The following is a 17,871-nucleotide window of genomic DNA, read 5'->3' on the forward strand; positions in this document are numbered from 1 at the left end:
ATCCCCTAAAATACATTCAATATACATCTTGAATTAATGGGGGATTATAATGAAATTAAATAAAAATTTTCGTTTTTTAATGCTTGGCCAATCTTTAGCTAATCTAGGTGATGTATTTTATATCGTTAGCATCATTAGTGTTTTATACAAGTTAACGGGCTCTGCAACTGTTGCTGCATTTGTTCCATTTACAATTACTTCCGCGATGTTCATTTCTAGTATTATTACACCATTAGTAATTGGCAAGTGGCGTTTAAAATCGGTGTTATTAGCATCGCAAATTGGAAAAACCGTTTTACTGGTGGGATTAGGTGCTTTTCTTTTACTGTTTTTACAAGATAAGAATTATTATTTTATCTTTTTCATCATTGCTGGAATAGCATTTCTAGATGGCTGTGCGAATCCGATTTTGCATACTCTTATTCCGTATTATGTAGAAGATGTACAGTTAATCAAAGCAAATAGTATTGCTGAGTCGCTTATACAAATGATTCAAATAGGTGGTTGGCTTTTCGGTGGTCTTTTATTGCTCGTTATAAGCTCTATTCAATTAATAGGCATTGTAAGTTTACTATTTATGCTGTCCTGTGTATTTTTGACCTTCATTCAACACGTGGATTATGTCGACAAAGAAAAACAAAAACTTTGGGAACAGCTCACCGGAGGGTGGAAAAGTATTGGAGCAACTCCAGTTCTGAAAAAAATAGTCCAAATGGACATTATAGAAACTATTGCTGGAACGGTGTGGATTGCTGCAATTGTTTATGTATTTGTCGAGCAAGCACTACATGTAGGAGAACAATGGTGGGGCTTAATAAATGGTTCATTCTTTATTGGGTTATTAATAGGTAGTCTATATTGTATTAAATTCCCTCATCTTGTTGATCAATATAAGTACCTCTTTATTTTCGTGGGAGTCATAATCTCTAGTATCTTAACTATACTATTTGGTACAACAAGCCATCCTGTTATAGCGTTAATTTTGTCGTTTGGTATTGGTTTGTTTGGTCAGCTTAAAAATATTCCACAAGGAACGATTATTCAAAGAAGTATTCCTGTTGAAAAATTAGTAACTGTTTATACATCTATGGGAACAGTTGTAACTGGAATTTTTGGAGTTTCTTCATTAGTAATTGGACTGCTTGCAGATTTTTTAGGCGTGCGTGCTGTATTTATATTTTCAGGATTATTATTGGCAATAGTAAGTATTATTGCATATCGAAACAAAAAATTATTCGTATAATTTCTTTAGAAGAGTGTCAACAAGTAGGCACTCTTTCTTTCGTGTCATAAATTCCTCACAACTTGATAGAACTTGGGACTTGTTTGTTCTAAACCATTTCTTCTATGATGGAAGAAGTTGCAGGAGGGATGACAGTTATGTTAAAAGAAGCAGAGGATTTTATACGAACTTTTTATGATGAAACGGGCCAATCGGAGCAGGAAATGCAGTCTCGTTTACTGGAGATAGAGATCCAGATTGTAAAATATGGAAGTTACGAACAAACGATTGAAGAAATTACATACGGTGCTAAAATGGCATGGCGTAATAGTAATAAATGTATAGGTCGATTATTTTGGCAAAGTTTGAACGTTATTGATAAACGAGACTTACATACGGAGGAAGAAATATTCAAAGCATTACTAGAGCACATTCAGTTTGCGACAAATGAAGGAAGAATTCGACCGACAATTAGCCTATTCTCACCTCATGATATTCGTATCTGGAACCATCAATTAATTCGCTATGCAGGTTATGAAACGGAAAAAGGAATAATTGGTGATCCAGATTCGATAGAGTTTACGAAAAAATGCCAGGAACTTGGGTGGAAAGGTAACAACGAACGGTTTGATGTATTGCCACTTGTCATTCAAACAAAGAATAATCAGCCTAAATTATTTGAGATTCCAAAAGAATATATTCTAGAAGTGCCAATTCGTCACCCGGAACACAAGTGGTTGGAGGAACTGCAAGTTAAGTGGTATGCAGTTCCAATAATTTCAAGTATGAAACTAGAAGTTGGAGGTATTACATATCCATCAGCCCCATTCAACGGTTGGTATATGGGAACGGAAATTGGTGCCCGTAACTTGGCAGATGATAACCGCTATAATATGCTACCCACAATTGCAGAGAAAATGGGACTAAACACGAAATCCAATGCTTCCCTTTGGAAGGATCGTGCATTAGTAGAACTAAATGCGGCGGTATTATTTTCCTATAAGGAAGACGGAGTAAGCATCGTAGATCATCATACTGCCGCTCAACAATTTAAAAGGTTTGAAGTAAATGAAAGTGACGCAGGACGTGATGTGACAGGAAACTGGACTTGGCTAATTCCACCTTTATCACCTGGAACAACACATATTTTTCACAAGCCCTATAATAATGAAAAGAAAACTCCAAATTATTTTTACCAGTCATCTCCATATTAAAAAGAGGAATCAGCATATAAGTTTGCTGATTCCTCTTTTTTTAATAAAGTATATAAATTTTCATGCCAGGAACAGGTTAATCTCGGCTGCAATCAACCGTGCAATTAGGAAAGAAAATATGCTTCTAAGAAATAATGAACTAGTACTTTCCATTGTTTATCAATAGGGCAAGTGGAACCTAAAAAATAGATAGCATCCATTGATAAAGAAGGCTTAAGCGGACGAAATTGCATCTTCGTCCGCTTTTAAAAGAATAGGAAAGCATTTTATCTCTCATTAACCAAACCTATTGCACCAAGTCTGTACATATTCCAAGAGAGAGATGGACAAACACCCGCCACAAGATTACCGAAAAAAATGGATCGTGAAATGACGTAGTCACTTCACGATCCAAAAACTCTAACGGAAATAGTCTAGTTGATGTTTCGTCCAAAGCACTCAGGAATTGGTGAAGACCAGATGCACTTAAAGGATGCTTGTACTTTTCTCATTTTCATTAGAAACAAAACGATCTCTTCCTGCTTGCATACCTGAAGCGAATAAAACTAAAATGATGACAATAAATAATATTTTCGGAATAAACCAACTTGCCGTTTCATCATGTATAAATCCGAAAAATACAGGACCGATTGCTGCCAAAAGGTATCCAATAGATTGTGCTGTCCCAGAAAGCTCGGCTGCTTCGATTGGTGTTCGAGAGCGAAGTGAAAAAAACATCATGACTAGTCCAAATGATGCTCCTCCTGCTAAACCGAGAAAAATCATCCAGACAATAGTTAGGGAAGCTGGTCCAGATAATAATCCGATGAAACCAATTAAATACAAAGCCGTATAAAGTACTACAAGTATTCTTTGATCTTTTAAACGACCTGCAATGATAGGGATCAGAAATGTCATTGGTAACTGCGCAAATTGCATAATGGATAACATCCACCCAGATTGTTCTGCTTTCATACCTTCGGATTGCAAAATTTCAGGAAGCCATGCAGCAGTAGTATAAAAAATTAATGATTGTAATCCCATACATAAGGTAATCGTCCATGTTAAGGGAGAATATAATATCGACTTAGATTTCTTGGTTGAAGATACTTTTTGTATCTCCATGTTTTCTTTTCTTTTTGTAATTTGTGGAATCCAAACGATCACTGCTATTATAGCTAAAATTACCCAACATCCAAGTGCGCCTTGCCAACCATAAGTAGTGCCTTCCGCAATAGGATAACTAACTCCTGCACCAATTCCAGCAGTTAAATTCATGAAAACAGTAAAAATTCCTGTCAATAAACCAACTTGTAAAGGAAATTTTAGTTTAATTAAGCTTGGCATTAATACATTACCAAATGAAATTGCGATTCCAATTAATGCAGTTCCAATAAGCAATAAAGTTGTAGTTCCTAATGAACGAATAATAATTCCACCAATTAACAATAGAATGGAAAGAAACAAAGTCATTTCCGTTCCTAATCGACGGGCAATTTTAGGTGCAAAGGGAGAAATGACTGCAAATGCAAGAAGTGGAATAGTGGTGATAAAGCCTGCTAAAACATTTGATATTGCTAGTCCATCTTTTATATAAGAAATGATTGGTCCTACCGATGTAAGAGGTGATCTAAGAGTGGAAGATATGAAAATAATTCCTAGTATTAATAAGATCGTATTTTTTTTTCTTGTTTCTGTTTTTGTTGACAAAAAATTCTCTCCTTAAGCTAACATTTATATTTAGTACTATGAAAGACTAACACTTTTTGATAGTAAAGTTCAATAGAAAGATTCTGGAGGTAGACTAATTGAAAAAACGTGGAGATTGTTTCGTACCAGCTATCTCTATATTAATAATAAAAAATATGAACCATATCCTTAAAGATGCTCCATCCGAGATGAAAGGCAATATGGACACATATTCAAATCCCAACTTGCAGTAGCAAAAGGGCTTGTAGACGGAATGGTAGAATTCATAAAATAATTTGACTTGGGGAGGTAGCTTCATGAACGAGGAAAAGGTGTTGTCATTAATAGATGTATCTAAAAGTTACGGAAATAAAAGAGTGTTACAAGGTGTAAATTTAGAAGTATTTAAGGGACAAATTATTGGATATATTGGTCCGAATGGTGCGGGTAAAAGTACTACCGTTAAACTAATGCTTGGTTTATTGAATGATTATAGCGGGAAAGTTGAAATTTTCGGGAGTGATATTTCAAATGGCGATATTAGTTACAAGAAAAGTATTGGGTACGTACCCGAAACCGCCGAATTATATGAGAATTTAACCGCATGTGAATATTTAACATTTACTGGAGAACTTTATGGTTTAAAAAGTGATGTTGCCGAGAAAAAAGCGTTGGATTTGATGAAAGAATTTAATTTAGAAGCATCTTTTCATCAGCGTCTATCTTCTTTTTCAAAAGGGATGAAACAAAAAGTACTAATAATTTCAAGCTTGTTACACGACCCAGATTTATTATTTTATGATGAACCTTTAAGTGGTCTAGATGCAAATAGTGTGATGGTTATTAAAGAGTTACTAGCAAAACTTGCATTACAAGGAAAGACTATTTTTTATTCCTCTCATATTATGGATGTTGTTGAGAAGATTAGTAACCGAATTGTTTTACTAGTAGAAGGTAGAGTAGTTGCGGATGGCACTTTCGAAGATTTAAAAACGCAGAACAAAGAGGGATCACTTGAAAATATATTCAATCAGTTAACAGGGTTTACACAACATGCAGAAATTGCTGGAAAAATTGTAGATATAGTTAGTGAGGATTCAGCTCATGATTGACTTTAATTCTCTTCGTATACTGGACCGTTTTAAAGGTTTATTTTGGAAGTCGGGCATTGATTATGAAATTATGAGAAAGATTATACAGTTGAAATTAACAATGGATAGTAGAAGAATGCCAACCATTTTTAATGGGTCGAAAGTGAAAAAAGAAGGTAATCAGTTTTTGAAATCTTTGTGGATGTATGCGTTATATGGTCTTATCTTATTGACTCCTTTTCTCTTTTTAGGAAAACAATATATTTTTCTAATAAGCATTATGTTTAGTTTATTAATTTTTATATTAATGACATCGATGATATCCGATTTCTCTGCGGTGTTACTAGATATTCGAGATAAAAATATTCTGCATACAAAACCTATTAACACCAAAACATTAAATGCGGCTAAAGTAGTTCATATTTTGATTTATATTTTTTTATTAACAGGATCTTTTGTAGGGATTCCATTAATAATCAGTATATTTACTGGTGGAATTGGATTTTTCTTTATATTCTTGATAGAAATTGTGCTGACCAGTTGCTTAGCTGTCGTATTAACTGCTTTTGTTTATTTATTTATATTACGCTTTTTTAGTGGAGAGAAATTGAAGGATATTATTAATTATGTACAAATTCTCTTAACAATCGGCATAATGGTTAGCTATCAACTAGTTGCACGGTCATTTGAAATTATTAATCTTAAAATTTCGTATACATTTGAGTGGTGGCATTTATTATTGCCTCCTATTTGGTACGGAGCACCATTTGAGCTTTTCTTAAACAAGGACTATTCAGCACACATCATTTTTTTATCGATCCTTGCATTCCTAGCCACTATAATAGCTATCCTACTTTATATTCGACTAATGCCATCTTTTGAACGAAATTTAGCAAAATTACTAAGTGATTCTATTACTAGGAAAAAGAAATCTAGAAAAATAGATAAGTTATGGGCAAAAATTTTATGTAGAACTGTGGAAGAACAAAATTTCTACCGTTTTTCTTCGCTTATGATGAAGCAAGAACGCGAAATAAAATTAAAAATTTACCCTCAACTTGGATTTGCATTCATATTTCCTTTCATCTTTTTGTTTAATGAGGTACGATTTCGGTCATTTGATGAAATAGTTAATGGAAATATTTATATGGTCATTTATTTTAGCTTAATAATGATTCCAACCGTTGTTCATATGCTCCAATTTTCTGGTACTTACAAAGGTCATTGGATATTTTTGGCTGCTCCAGTTCAAAACAAAGCATCCATTTATAGAGCTACGTTAAAAGCATGTATGGTTAATTTCTTTCTTCCAATTTTTGTCCTCTTAAGTATTCTTTTTGTTTGGCTATTTTCTATTCGGATTTTACCGGATTTGTTTGTTGTATTGCTTGTAGCAATTGTCATAAGCCTTATTTCTTATAAGATGTTAAACGGAGAAGTATACCCATTTTCGAATTCCCATGAACATACACAAGATGCAAGTACATTCAAGGTACTAGCTAGTATGGTTGTGATAGGTATGTTTGTGTTAGTCCATATAATAGCTTCTAAAATACCTTATGGATTATATGGGTATATGACGATCTTACTAATTGGAATAATAGTCGGTTGGAAAGCAGTATTTCCAACACAATTGAAAAAAAGGGGGTATTAGGTGAAAATCCAAGGTGAAAAAGAGATAATAAAAATAATCAAAGAAGATGAATGGATGATGGAAATATTAAAAGCAGCAAAAGCATTAAAACTTCCTGATTGGTGGATTTGTGCAGGATTTGTTCGTTCGAAAATTTGGGATACGATTCATGGTTTCGAAAATAGAACTCCATTATCCGATATTGATGTAATCTATTTTGATTGTACAAAAGTAGAGGAATCCATTGAAAAATCTTTAGAAAAACAGTTAATCGAATGGATGCCGAATATACCTTGGTCAGTGAAAAATCAAGCAAGGATGCATGTCATAAATAATTTACCTTCCTATACATCATCAGTTGATGGGATTGCAAACTTTCCGGAAACTGTAACAGCATTAGGGGTGAAATTAGACGAAGAAGATAATGTACTATTAACTGCACCACATGGAATTAATGATGTTATTCAAATGGTAATAAAACCCACACCACGCTTTGAGAAAACTAAAGAGTTGGTGACAGTATACGAGGATCGAATAAGGAAAAAGAATTGGTCTTCTATTTGGCCAATGATTTCAATTAATAATAGGAGGAGTGATTGATTGAAAAGGAAATCGCTTGTTATTTCTATAGCTTTGCTCATAATCTGTTTAGGGGCTTGTAAAAAGGAAATTCAATCAACGAATACACTATCTGAAGCAAAATTAACTGATAAAGAAAAATTTCTATTATCTTCTACAAGTGATAAATCATTTGTCTTTGATTACAAAGTAGATAAAAAATATAAACAAATCTCTTTGTGGGTAGACAAATATGAGTTTGGAAAACTAGTAGAAGAAAAACGAAATAATATGTTGACGAAAATTGAAGGTAATGGAACGATTATTTTTTCCAATTCTACAACTATTGCTGATCAAGAAGAGTCAATTTTCAATATTAGCGTTCAAAGTAATGGCGGCTTTAGTGGTAACAGTACAAAACAAAAGATACCAATTGGAATGTCAAGTACTTGGGGTAGCAATCCATCGGAGTATATTCCGATAGCCGATAATATGGTTCTTGCGAGTATTTGTTACTCCAATGGCCAAGGGATGAGGTCGCTTTCAAAGGATTTTTATTCGGATTTAGACAATCGCTTAAATGAGATAAAAGACTACGATGTAGTATGGATATTAAAAGCCGATTTTCTCGAAAAGTAATAGATATGAGACTATTTAAAAAGATCAACTATCCAGTATTCATGGAGTTTTGTAGCTCTTTCTAATCGCGCCACTCTTATGTAGAGCATCTCCTAAATTAAGTAACATAATGATTGAAATAAACGACTACTTCCATTCTCTTTACTCTTAAAGTAACAAGTTTAAAATGCATTATACAGCTATTAAAAAAGGTGGTACTAGAGAAAAATAGATAGCATCTATAGATAAAGAAGCGCTGAGCGGACGAAATTGTATCTTCGTCCGCTTTTAAAAGTATAGGAAAGGATTTATTCTCTCATTATCCGAACCTCACGCACCTTGTCTCTACGTATTCCAAGAGGGCGCCGGACAAACATCTGCCACGAGCCATAACTCTAACGATAATAGTGTAGCAAATGTTTCGTCCAACGCACTCGGGAAAAGCTGAAGACCAGATGCACTTAAAGGGCACTTTCGTTTTTCTAAAAAGTATAAGAAAGTATATGAATTTGATATACTAGAAACCGAGTATTCACAACGACTTGAAGTGCTTTTTTAATAGTGGCTACCTTACGCAGGATTTCCTATATGTTTTTACTTTTACCGTCCACTGTATACATGAATAAGTGGGTAGATGATTAGAGTTGGTGGAACCTGAAAAAATAGATAGCATCTATAGATAAACAAGCGCTGAGCGGACAAACATCTGCCACAAGATGACCGAAAAAAGTGTAGCTGGAAGTGACGCGGTCACTTCCAGCTACACAATTTCAACGGTAATAGTGAAGTGGATGTTTCGTCCAAAGCACTCTAAAATAGAGAAGACAAGATGTACTTAAAAGACACTACCACTTTTCTCATTTTATATCTGTAATAACTGTTACGTGCGGATGTCTCTTTAAAACTGTAATGGGCAACTGTTCCGTAATTTCATCTCCAAGTAAAGCTTCTATTGCTTGTCGCTTCTTTTCTCCAAATGCCAGTAAAATAATTTGTTTCGCATTCATGATTGAAGCAATTCCCATTGTAAATGCTCTAGTAGGTATTTCTTCATGATCATCAAAGTATTGACTATTCACTCCTAGTGTAGAATCTGTTAGATTAGCTACATGAGTTGTGGAGTCAAAAGAAGTACCAGGCTCGTTAAATGCAATATGACCATTTTCCCCTACACCTAAAAACTGAATATCTAATGGACATTCAGTTAATTTATTTTCATATCTGATACATTCCGATTCTAAATTTTCTGCAAGTCCGTTTTGAATATACGTTTCTTTGAAAGGTTTTTTTGAAAATAAATGTTCTTGCATGAAAAAAGCATAGCTGTTTTTATTAGTTGGAGCTAAACCAACATATTCATCCAAGTTAAAAGCGGTAACTTGTGAAAAATCTAAAGAGGAATGGATGATACTTTTATAAATTGGAATCATGGTGCTCCCTGTTGCTAAACCTAATGAATGAAGTGTCTTTTCATTTATATCCTTAGTGAGTCTGTTTACCACGAAAGAAGCTGCTTGTTGTTGATCTTCCACTTGAATCATTTCAAAAAATGGCATGTTAATACCTCGCTATTCTATTAATGTATTAAGTGTATTTGTAAACTTCCGAAAGGTCAATCATCTATCTTCACAAATAATATGAACCCATTGGGCTGATAGCGCATATGATGTTATGACTTGATTACAAGGAGGAAAAAAATGAAACATTTAAGACAGATAGTGACGAAAGCTGTTATTGCTAAAGGGAAAAAGAGAACGGAATCAAGTGAAGTTCTTTGCCCACCAAATACGCCATCTAGCATTTTAGGTTGTTGGGTTATTAACCATACGTTTCAGTCAAAAAAGCACGGGAAATACGTAGAAGTAACAGGGAAATTTGATATAAACGTTTGGTATGCACATCACGACCATTCCAAAACATCTGTTTTTACTGAAACGATTAATTACAAAGACAAAATGAAATTACATTACCGTGACAAAGATTCCACAGGCGAAGAAGTACATGTGCGTGTTATTCAACAACCAAATTGTACAGAAGCGATTATTACATCAAATGGAACTAAATTCCAAGTAACAGTAGAACGTGAACTTTTGGCAGAAGTTGTTGGGGAAACAACTATTTGTATTCAAGTTCAAGACCAGGATTTTGAAGAAGAATGGGCATTTAAAGATGAAAGCTCTTCTAGTTCCTCAAGCTCATCTAGTTCTTCAAATGATAACTCTTCATCCTCACTTTAAAAGCCGGCTAGTATTTCCGGCTTTTTTTCTTTATCTTTTGTTATAATAAATAGAGAAGTATAGAAGAGAGAAGGACAGAAAATGACAACACATACTCCAATGATGCAACAATACCTGAAAATCAAAGAAGAATATATAGATGCGTTTTTATTTTTCCGATTGGGAGATTTTTATGAGTTATTTAATGAGGATGCTATTAAAGCATCTGCCATTTTAGAAATAACGTTAACGAGTAGGAAGGATAATATTCCTATGTGCGGTGTGCCACATCATGCAGCCCAGAATTATATTGAAACGCTCATTAGCAAAGGACATAAAGTAGCTGTTTGTGAGCAAGTAGAGGACCCAAAACTTGCAAAAGGTGTTGTAAAAAGAGAAGTAGTACGCTTGATAACCCCTGGAACCATAATAGAAGGAAAAACAATGCATAACAAAACAAATTATTTTATAGCTTCTGCTGATTTACTATCCACTAATGAAGTAGCATTTTCCTATTTAGATGTTTCTACAGGAGACGGTTTTACAACTATTTTACATGGTGATGAAAAAGAAATTGTGCAAGAATTGTTGTCTCTACAAGCAAAAGAATTGATTGTAAGTGAACAGCTATATGTATTGATTAATGACCTATCGGCTTTACATGAATTTACTTTATCAATTGAGCAAGAAGAGCTAAATAATGAGGAAACAGAAAAATATGTTGAAAATCATCCGGTAGAAACACACCGAACAGTAAGGCGATTATTACAATACATTCAAAAAACACAAAAGCGTTCTCTCCTACATATTCAGCCGTTCACCTTTCAAAGAAGAGATTCCTTTTTGATTATTGATTATCATTCGAAAAGGAATTTAGAGCTTATTTCTTCCATTCGTAATGGAGATCAAAAAGGAACACTATTATGGTTATTAGATGAAACAGTAACTGCAATGGGAGGAAGAAAACTGAAACAATGGATTCATCAACCACTTGCAGATAAACCAGCGATTGAATTGCGGTTAGAAACAGTAACGAGCTTTTTAGAAGATTTTATGCTTAGGGAAGAAATGAAAGAAGCATTTAAAGAAGTATATGATTTAGAGCGATTAGTTGGAAGAATTGGGTTTGGAAGTGCTGGAGGTAGAGATCTTGCACAACTAAGACAATCTCTATCTATGATTCCTATGATAAAACAGCTTTTATTAGACTCCAATAATCATGCGCTCATAACGTTAGGACAAGCAATAGAGGAATGTCAAGATATTTGGAGAAAGTTAGATATAGCGATAAGTGAGAATCCGCCTATTTCTGTAAAAGACGGTGGAGTGATAAACAATGGATATAATCCTCGTCTAGATCAACTACGTGATGCTTCTGTAAACGGCAAAAAGTGGATCGCCGAACTGGAACAAAAAGAACGAGAACTAACTGGTTCTAAAAATTTGAAAATAGGGTATAACCGGGTATTCGGTTATTATATTGAGTTGACGAAATCGAATATTCATTTTGCAGATGAAACTAGATATGTTCGAAAACAGACGCTTGCCAATGCGGAACGTTATATTACGGACGAGTTAAAAGAAAAAGAGTCACTCATCCTTTCAGCGGAAGATGAAAGCTTATTACTAGAATATGAATTATTTACTCAAATAAGAGAAGAAATAAAAGCTTATATTCCACTTGTACAGAAATTAGCAAAACAAATAAGTGAGTTAGACGTTTATATTTCTTTTGCCCATGTATCTGAAAAGCATCGATTAACAAAACCGAATTTTCATGAAACAAATGCGATGGAAATTAGAGAAGGAAGACATCCAGTTGTTGAAAAAATGATGAATAATCAATTATACGTGCCAAATGATTGTGTGTTGACTGAAGATAAAAAGATGCTTTTAATAACTGGTCCAAATATGTCAGGTAAAAGTACATTTATGCGACAAGTCGCTATTACAATAATTATGGCTCAAATTGGTTGTTATGTTCCTGCTGAATCGGCATCATTACCAATTGTCGATAAAATATTTACACGAATTGGAGCAGCGGATGATCTAGCTGGCGGGCAGAGTACATTTATGATTGAAATGATGGAATCCCAACATGCCATTACGAATGCTACAAGTAAGAGTTTGCTGCTTTTTGATGAAATTGGCCGTGGAACATCTACTTATGACGGGATGAGTTTAGCGCAATCGATGATGGAATATATTCATGACCATATTGGAGCAAATACTTTATTTTCAACTCACTACCATGAGTTAACTGACCTGGACCAAACATTGTCTAAATTACGAAATGTACATGTTTCTGCTACAGAAAAAGATGGGAAAGTAGTATTTCTTCATAAGTTAAAAGAAGGTCCTGCGGATAAAAGTTATGGGATTCATGTTGCTGAACTTGCACAACTACCTAAAGAGATAATTTCTAGAGCAAGAGACATTTTAGCAACATTTGAAGAGAAAGAAAAAAATGACAAATCAAATGCTGTAGTTCAAGATACACAACTTTCCTTTTTTGACGAGCAATTAACGACACCTACTGAATCTATAATAATGGGAGATAAATCATCCGAAAAAATACTAAAAAAGCTGAAAAAGATTAATATTTCCGGTACTACGCCATTAGGAGCATTACAGTTATTATATGAACTTCAAAACGAATTAGAATAACCAAAAAGTAGGGGAATAGAATGGGACAAATCATCGTCATGGAAGAACTGCTTTCCAATAAAATTGCAGCGGGAGAGGTAGTAGAACGTCCAGCATCCGTAGTGAAAGAGTTAGTGGAAAATGCCATTGATGCAGAAAGTACATCCATTGAAATAATACTAGAAGAGGCTGGATTAGCAAAAATACAAGTAACGGATAATGGGAAAGGAATGGATGAGGAAGATGCCGTCCAATCCTTTTCAAGACATGCTACTTCAAAAATTACAACAGAACATGATCTTTTTCGAATTCGGTCTTTAGGATTCCGAGGAGAAGCACTAGCAAGTATTGCTTCCGTTTCGAAAATTAGTTTGTGGACGTCTGATGGAGAAAACGTGGGGACAAAAGTAGAACTGGAAGGTGGACGAGTCCTTTCTTGCACACCAGCTTCTATTAGAAGAGGTACGGATATTGTGGTGAAGCAATTATTTTTTAATACCCCTGCCCGATTAAAATATTTAAAAACAATTCAAACAGAGTTGGGACATTCCATTGACTTAATTAACCGATTGGCCTTAAGTTTTCCTTCCATCGCATTTAAACTGTCGAATAATAACCAAACAATTATACAAACAAGTGGACGAGGAGATTTAAGGCAGGTTCTTGCTTCTATATATGGAGTATCTAATGTAAAGAAAATGATTGGTTTCGGAAGTGATTCCGCCGATTTTCATATTACGGGTTATGCTTCTTTGCCGGAAATTACGCGGGCATCAAAAAACTACCTGACGATTCTAGTAAACGGTCGATGGGTGAAGCATTATGGACTAAACAATGCAATTGTCGATGCTTATCATACATTGTTACCAATAGGAAGATATCCGATTGTAGTATTAAATATCGAAACAGATCCAATGCTCACGGATGTAAATGTGCATCCCGCAAAGCATCAAATAAGACTAAGTAAGGAAAAGGAATTAATGGAGCTTGTAAGACGCACAATTCGTTCCGTTATTCATAAAGTACAACAGCCACCGAAAGTGACAGAAAAGCCAGAAGTAAAAAAACAACCAAGTGTCCAGTTTGACTTTTTTAAACAAACGTATCAAGCGCCACAACAAAAAACAATTTCAAAAAAGGATGAAACAGAGCAAGATTTGATTGTTTATGAGGAGATAGTGCCTCTTCAAGAAGAAATTGTGGTAGAACCGTATATAGAAGAGTATATAGAAGAGTATATAGAAGAGAAAAAACCTTTTCCAGACTTACATGTAGTAGGACAAATACATGGAACATATATTGTTGCGCAGAGTGACGATGGCTTTTATTTAATTGATCAGCATGCAGCACAAGAGCGTATAAAATATGAATTCTACAAAGAAAAAGTGGGAGATGTAAGTGCTAGTGAACGACAAGCGTTATTACTTCCACTTACTTTTCACTATTCGTTAGATGAATCATACCGTATAAAAGAATCGTTAGAAGAATTAGAGAATATTGGTGTTTATTTGGAGGAGTTTGGCTCATCTAGCTTTGTCGTTAGAGAGCACCCCTCTTGGTTTCCTAAAGGAAATGAAACGAAAATTATTGAAGCATTAATCGAACAAGTATTAACGAATCGAAAAACAGATATCAAAAAGCTTAGAGAAGAAGCGGCGATAATGATGAGCTGCAAATTATCCATCAAAGCGAATCATTATTTAACAACAAAAGACATGGAGCAGTTATTAGAAAGCTTAAAAAATGCGCAACATCCATTAACATGTCCACATGGTCGTCCAGTAATTGTTCATTTTACTACGTATGAAGTGGAAAAGATGTTCAAACGAGTAATGTAGGAGGGGTTAATATGGGGAGATATATTTTATCAATTGATCAAGGAACTACAAGCTCACGAGCAATATTATTTGATAAACAAGGAAATATTGTGCATTCTGCTCAAAAAGAATTTACACAATATTTTCCGAAACCTGGCTGGGTGGAACACGATGCGAATGAAATATGGGGCTCTGTCTTGTCTGTTATTGCTGCAGTTTTAACGGAAAGTGGAAACCAACCAGAAGATGTGCACGCTATTGGTATTACCAATCAACGTGAAACAACCATTGTTTGGAACAAAAAAACTGGTAAACCCGTATATCATGCCATTGTCTGGCAATCAAGACAAACGCAAGAAATTATTGATCAATTAAAAGATGAACAACTTGACTCTTTTTTTAAAGATAAAACAGGCTTAATGCTTGACCCATATTTTTCAGCAACGAAAGTAAAATGGATTTTAGAACATGTAGATAGAGCAAGGGAACAAGCCCAAAATGGGGAACTTCTTTTTGGCACAATTGATACTTGGCTTATCTGGAAATTATCCAATGGAAAAGCTCATGTTACAGACTATTCGAATGCTTCCAGAACGATGCTTTATAACATATATGATCAATGTTGGGATAAAGAAATCTGTGAAAAACTGGATATACCTATGATCATACTCCCTACTGTATCTTCGTCATCCGAAGTGTATGCGAAAACAGACCCATCTGTGTTCTTTGGGAAAGAAATCAATATTGCGGGAGCAGTTGGAGATCAACAAGCTGCACTTTTTGGCCAATGTTGTTTTGAAAAAGGGATGGCTAAAAACACATATGGAACAGGTTGTTTTATGCTGCTTAATACGGGAGAAGTACCTGTTTCCTCTCCATCAGGATTACTAACAACCATTGCTTGGGGGCTGAATGGAAAAGTGACATATGCGTTAGAAGGTAGCGTTTTTGTAGCAGGGTCTGCTATCCAATGGTTGCGGGATGGTCTTCGAATGTTGCAAAATGCATCTGAGTCTGAAAACTATGCGAAAAGAGTAGACTCTACAGATGGTGTATATATTGTTCCAGCATTTGTTGGACTGGGGACCCCTTATTGGGATTCTGAAGCAAGAGGAGCTATTTTCGGCTTATCTCGCGGAACTACGAAAGAGCATTTTATCCGAGCTACACTTGAATCGCTTGCTTACCAAACGAAGGACGTACTAATGACAATGGAGGAAGACTCTGGGGTACATGTAGAACTGCTTCATGTTGACGGTGGGGCAGTAAGTAATGAATTTCTCATGCAGTTTCAGAGTGATTTGTTAAACTTGCCAATAGAACTTGCAAAGTTAAATGAAACAACGGCACTTGGAGCAGCCTTTCTAGCAGGATTAGCAACAAATTTTTGGCAAGATGAACAAGAACTTATAGCAATGCGTCAAAGTCAAAAACAATACGAACCAAAAATGGATGAAGTAAAACGCAATGCTTTATATAAAGGCTGGAAAAAAGCTGTGGAAGCAACAAGAGTATTCAAACTATCAAGGAGTGAGTAAATGAAATCTTCTGTAGAACGTGAGCAAATATTTAACACATTAAATTTTTATGAATTCGATGTACTAGTAATTGGTGGAGGCATTACAGGCGCAGGTATTGCATTAGATGCCGTTACAAGAGGAATGTCTGTAGCCCTTGTAGAAATGCAAGACTTTGCAGCGGGCACTTCAAGTAGATCGACGAAGTTAGTGCACGGAGGGTTACGCTATTTAAAGCAGTTTGAAGTGAAATTGGTAGCAGAGGTTGGAAAAGAACGAGAAATTGTCTATGAAAATGCTGTACATGTGACCGAACCAGAATGGATGCTTCTTCCCTTTCATAAAAAAGGTACTTTTGGTCCGGTGACCACTTCCGTAGGCTTAAAAGTATATGACTTGCTTGCGGGAGTCAAAAAAGAAGAAAAGAGACATATGTTATCCGCTGAAGAAACCCTTCAAAAAGAGCCGTTATTAAAAAGCAATGGACTTCTTGGCAGCGGTTATTACGTAGAATATCGAACAGACGATGCAAGACTGACGATGGAAATTATAAAAAAAGCGATTGAAAAAGGTGCAGTATGTTTAAACTATGCAAAAGTAAGATCTTTTGTCTACAACGAAGATAATGATGTTGTTGGAGCAGAAGTAATTGACCAACTAAATACGAAGAAGATTACAATCCACGCTAAAAAAGTGGTCAATGCAGCCGGTCCATGGGTAGATTCCGTGCGAGCGCTTGATGCAATCGATAATAATAAAAAATTAAGACTAACAAAAGGCGTTCATATAGTAATCGATCAACAACATTTTCCTCTTCAACAAGCGCTTTATTTTAATGCACCCGATAAACGTATGATATTTGCCATCCCAAGGGAAGGGAAAACTTATGTAGGTACAACGGATACTTTTTTTGAAGGGGACATACAAAATCCTGTAGCAACAATAGAAGATGTTCAATATTTATTAAAAGCGATACAAGATATGTTCCCAAATGTTCAAGTCACAGAACAAAATGTGGAATCTACTTGGGCAGGTGTTCGTCCACTTATTTATGAAGAAGGAAAAGATCCTTCTGAAATCTCTCGAAAAGATGAAATATGGCAGTCGAATTCTGGTTTGTTCACAATAGCTGGAGGAAAGCTGACCGGGTATCGTAAGATGGCTGAGTCTATTGTGGATGCTATTTCAAAGCAATTAGGAGATTATAATTTTGGACCTTGTGTGACAAAGCATTTAGAACTTTCAGGTGGAGACATTGGTGGCTCTAAAAATTTCCAAGCTTTTATAACCAATAAAGAAAGACTTGCACAATCTTATGGTTTATCTTTAGAAGAAGGAAGAAGATTAGCTAAACTTTATGGATCAAATGTAGATAAAGTATTTCGATATGCACACCTATTAAAAACAACCTCTACTTCCAGTTTACCACTTGATGTATTAGCGCAAATTTACTATGCGATACATGATGAAATGGCATACACGCCAGTTGATTTTTTAGTGCGTAGAACTGGAATGCTTTATTTTAATGTGGAACAATACAAAGCGTATATGCATGATGTATTACAAGTAATGAAAGATCTATTGAATTACTCGGAACAAGAAACGGAGAAATTCGAAAACCAATTAGCTAAACTTCTTATGCAGGCAACCTTAGAAGGGAGTTGAATCGTG

General features: G+C 35.1%; 14 protein-coding genes. 12 read left to right on the top strand and 2 right to left on the bottom strand.

The annotated features are described in order from the left end of the window. Positions 1-49: 49 nt before the first annotated feature. Both ACEPXD_RS06870 and ACEPXD_RS06875 read left to right on the top strand, forming a co-directional pair. On the top strand, positions 50-1,243 hold the full coding sequence (locus ACEPXD_RS06870) for an MFS transporter (protein WP_391121459.1): 1,194 nt from the start codon (positions 50-52) through the stop codon (positions 1,241-1,243). Positions 1,244-1,347: 104 nt separating this feature from the next. Next, positions 1,348-2,436: a nitric oxide synthase oxygenase gene (locus ACEPXD_RS06875; protein WP_391121461.1), complete on the top strand. Its 1,089-nt coding sequence runs from the start codon at positions 1,348-1,350 to the stop codon at positions 2,434-2,436. 465 nt (positions 2,437-2,901) lie between these two features. On the opposite strand, the gene ACEPXD_RS06880 is transcribed toward ACEPXD_RS06875, so the two are convergent. Further along, positions 2,902-4,125 carry a CynX/NimT family MFS transporter gene (locus ACEPXD_RS06880; RefSeq protein WP_391121464.1) on the bottom strand — a complete coding sequence of 408 codons (1,224 nt, stop codon included), beginning with the start codon at positions 4,123-4,125 and terminating at the stop codon, positions 2,902-2,904. A 98-nt stretch (positions 4,126-4,223) separates the two neighbouring features. On the opposite strand from ACEPXD_RS06880, the gene ACEPXD_RS06885 reads away from it, so the two are divergent. The 5 genes from ACEPXD_RS06885 to ACEPXD_RS06905 all read left to right on the top strand — a co-directional run bounded on the left by ACEPXD_RS06885 (position 4,224) and on the right by ACEPXD_RS06905 (position 8,025). Further along, complete coding sequence (locus ACEPXD_RS06885) at positions 4,224-4,358, top strand: hypothetical protein (RefSeq protein WP_391121467.1); 135 nt, start codon at positions 4,224-4,226, stop codon at positions 4,356-4,358. A 63-nt stretch (positions 4,359-4,421) separates the two neighbouring features. Next, positions 4,422-5,216: an ABC transporter ATP-binding protein gene (locus tag ACEPXD_RS06890; RefSeq protein WP_391121469.1), complete on the top strand. Its 795-nt coding sequence runs from the start codon at positions 4,422-4,424 to the stop codon at positions 5,214-5,216. Beyond that, positions 5,209-6,849, top strand: coding sequence for a hypothetical protein (locus tag ACEPXD_RS06895; RefSeq protein ID WP_391121472.1), 1,641 nt, complete (start codon positions 5,209-5,211; stop codon positions 6,847-6,849). The genes ACEPXD_RS06890 and ACEPXD_RS06895 overlap by 8 nt, the downstream gene beginning before the upstream one ends. Then, positions 6,850-7,428: a nucleotidyltransferase family protein gene (locus tag ACEPXD_RS06900; protein ID WP_391121475.1), complete on the top strand. Its 579-nt coding sequence runs from the start codon at positions 6,850-6,852 to the stop codon at positions 7,426-7,428. Next, positions 7,429-8,025, top strand: a complete 597-nt coding sequence (locus ACEPXD_RS06905) for a hypothetical protein (protein ID WP_391121477.1) — start codon at positions 7,429-7,431, stop codon at positions 8,023-8,025. Positions 8,026-8,861: 836 nt separating this feature from the next. On the opposite strand, the gene ACEPXD_RS06910 is transcribed toward ACEPXD_RS06905, so the two are convergent. Next, positions 8,862-9,560: a glucosamine-6-phosphate deaminase gene (locus tag ACEPXD_RS06910; RefSeq protein WP_391121480.1), complete on the bottom strand. Its 699-nt coding sequence runs from the start codon at positions 9,558-9,560 to the stop codon at positions 8,862-8,864. Between the two features lie 141 nt (positions 9,561-9,701). Between ACEPXD_RS06910 and cotE the strand changes: the two genes are divergently transcribed. From cotE to ACEPXD_RS06935, 5 genes are all read left to right on the top strand, one after another. After that, positions 9,702-10,241 (top strand): outer spore coat protein CotE, encoded by a 540-nt coding sequence (gene cotE, locus ACEPXD_RS06915; protein WP_391121483.1) that lies wholly within the window; start codon positions 9,702-9,704, stop codon positions 10,239-10,241. An 81-nt stretch (positions 10,242-10,322) separates the two neighbouring features. Next, a complete protein-coding gene (mutS, locus tag ACEPXD_RS06920) occupies positions 10,323-12,887 on the top strand; it encodes a DNA mismatch repair protein MutS (RefSeq protein WP_391121486.1) in 2,565 nt (854 codons plus the stop codon). A 20-nt stretch (positions 12,888-12,907) separates the two neighbouring features. After that, positions 12,908-14,704: a DNA mismatch repair endonuclease MutL gene (gene mutL, locus ACEPXD_RS06925; RefSeq protein WP_391121489.1), complete on the top strand. Its 1,797-nt coding sequence runs from the start codon at positions 12,908-12,910 to the stop codon at positions 14,702-14,704. Between the two features lie 11 nt (positions 14,705-14,715). After that, positions 14,716-16,221 (top strand): glycerol kinase GlpK, encoded by a 1,506-nt coding sequence (glpK, locus tag ACEPXD_RS06930; protein WP_391121492.1) that lies wholly within the window; start codon positions 14,716-14,718, stop codon positions 16,219-16,221. Beyond that, positions 16,222-17,865 (top strand): glycerol-3-phosphate dehydrogenase/oxidase, encoded by a 1,644-nt coding sequence (locus ACEPXD_RS06935; RefSeq protein ID WP_391121495.1) that lies wholly within the window; start codon positions 16,222-16,224, stop codon positions 17,863-17,865. It abuts the gene before it with no gap. The last annotated feature ends 6 nt before the right edge of the window (positions 17,866-17,871 follow it).

The organism is Psychrobacillus sp. L3, from assembly GCF_042945595.1.
Classification (GTDB): Bacteria; Bacillota; Bacilli; order Bacillales_A; family Planococcaceae; genus Psychrobacillus.

Coding starts and splice junctions, on each gene's coding strand:
- ACEPXD_RS06870 (WP_391121459.1), top strand. CDS start 50: ATGAAATTAAATAAAAATTTTCGTTTTTTAATGCTTGGCCAATCTTTA.
- ACEPXD_RS06875 (WP_391121461.1), top strand. CDS start 1,348: ATGATGGAAGAAGTTGCAGGAGGGATGACAGTTATGTTAAAAGAAGCA.
- ACEPXD_RS06890 (WP_391121469.1), top strand. CDS start 4,422: ATGAACGAGGAAAAGGTGTTGTCATTAATAGATGTATCTAAAAGTTAC.
- ACEPXD_RS06895 (WP_391121472.1), top strand. CDS start 5,209: ATGATTGACTTTAATTCTCTTCGTATACTGGACCGTTTTAAAGGTTTA.
- ACEPXD_RS06910 (WP_391121480.1), bottom strand. CDS start 9,560: ATGCCATTTTTTGAAATGATTCAAGTGGAAGATCAACAACAAGCAGCT.
- cotE (WP_391121483.1), top strand. CDS start 9,702: ATGAAACATTTAAGACAGATAGTGACGAAAGCTGTTATTGCTAAAGGG.
- mutS (WP_391121486.1), top strand. CDS start 10,323: ATGACAACACATACTCCAATGATGCAACAATACCTGAAAATCAAAGAA.
- mutL (WP_391121489.1), top strand. CDS start 12,908: ATGGGACAAATCATCGTCATGGAAGAACTGCTTTCCAATAAAATTGCA.
- glpK (WP_391121492.1), top strand. CDS start 14,716: ATGGGGAGATATATTTTATCAATTGATCAAGGAACTACAAGCTCACGA.
- ACEPXD_RS06935 (WP_391121495.1), top strand. CDS start 16,222: ATGAAATCTTCTGTAGAACGTGAGCAAATATTTAACACATTAAATTTT.